The sequence below is a fragment of the Sphingomonas sp. FW306-1B-B10E genome (genome assembly GCF_058782005.1).
In genome coordinates this window covers 1-1,487 of sequence record NZ_JBYSXG010000109.1, presented here as the reverse complement: position 1 = coordinate 1,487, position 1,487 = coordinate 1, and the positions used below count along the sequence as shown (strand labels likewise).

The following is a 1,487-nucleotide window of genomic DNA, read 5'->3' as shown; positions in this document are numbered from 1 at the left end:
GGCCCCCCGCCCGCCCCCGGGGAACGGATCAAAAGCCTGGCTTCGAGTTCAACTCGCCTCGCGCACCAGCAATTTGTCGATCTTGCGCCCGTCCATGTCGACGATCTCGAAGCGCCAGCCCTGCTCGGCGAACACTTCGCCTTCCTCGGGGAGGTGCTTCAGCACCGCGAGCGCGAGCCCGGCGACGGTGGCATAGTCCCGGTCCTCGGACAGGTCGATGCCGAGCCGCTCGGCGAGCGCATCGGCGGGCATCTGGCCCGACACCAGTAGCGATCCATCCTCGCGCACGACCAGGCTCGGCGTGTCGCCCGGTTCGGCGTCGGACGCAAAATCGCCGGCGATCGCGGCGAGCAGATTGGCCGGAGTCACGATCCCTTCGAAATGGCCATATTCGTCATGGACCAGCCCCATCGGCACTTCGGCACGGCGCAGCGCACCGAGCGCGTCCATCGCGTCGACCTGGTCGGGAAGCACCGGCGCGGCGCGCATCAGCCGGCGCAGGTCGAGCGCCTCGCCGCGGAACAAAGCCGCCGCGATGTCGCGCGCCTGGACCACGCCGATCACCGAATCGACCGAGCCCTCGGCGACCGGCAGCCGCGTGTGCGGCGTGGCCAGCAGCGCGTCGCGAATGCCGTCGGCGTCCAAATCGACGTCGATCCAGTCGACATCGGTGCGCGGGGTCATCACTTCGCGGACGGGGCGGTCGGCGAGACGGACCACGCCCGAGATGATCGAACGCTCATGCTCCTCGATCACCCCCGACTTGCTCGCCTCGGCGACGATCAGATGGAGTTCCTCGACAGTGACGCGGTTTTCCGATTCGCGCTTGAGCCCGATCAGGCGGAAGACCAGCGAGCTCGACTTGTCGAGCAGCCACACCACCGGCGCGGTGATCCGGCTGAGCCACAGCATCGGGATCGCCATGATCGCGGCGATCGGCTCGGGCGAGCGCAAGGCGAATTGCTTGGGGACCAGTTCGCCGACGACCAGCGAGGCATAAGTGGTGACCGCGATCACCAGCGAGATGCCGATCGTCGCCGCGGTTTCGGCGTCGAGCCCCAGCGCCTGGATACGCTGCGCCACCGGGGCGCCCAGGCTGGCGCCCGAATAGGCGCCGGCGACGATGCCGATCAGCGTGATGCCGATCTGCACGGTCGACAGGAACTTGCCCGGATCGGCGGCGAGCCGGATCGCGGTCGCAGCGCCGCGATTGGTGCGCGCCATTGCCTCGAGCCGGGCGGGCCGCGCGGAGACGATCGCCAGCTCCGACATCGAGAAGACACCGTTGATCGCGATCAGCACGAGGATGATCGCAACGTCGATCCAGGGAAAGGGAGCGGGCATGATGTGCGCCCTCCATATCCGCACGGGGCCGCGCTGCACAACCGCCTGTTCGCAAAGCTTTGCTGTGCGCGAGCGACAGGCCGATCGCCGGGCAGAAGCGGGACGAAGCAAGTCCCCCTCCCGCTCGCGGGAGGGGTTAGGGG

The 1,487-nt window shown here is 68.5% G+C and carries 1 protein-coding gene; it reads right to left on the bottom strand.

What is annotated here, in order from left to right:
• Positions 1-48 precede the first annotated feature (48 nt).
• On the bottom strand, positions 49-1,344 hold the full coding sequence (locus tag AC3WJI_RS21565) for a hemolysin family protein (RefSeq protein ID WP_492759363.1): 1,296 nt from the start codon (positions 1,342-1,344) through the stop codon (positions 49-51).
• Positions 1,345-1,487: the final 143 nt, after the last annotated feature.

Excerpts from the sequence above, each read along its gene's own strand:
- AC3WJI_RS21565 (WP_492759363.1), bottom strand. The coding sequence starts at position 1,344 with ATGCCCGCTCCCTTTCCCTGGATCGACGTTGCGATCATCCTCGTGCTG.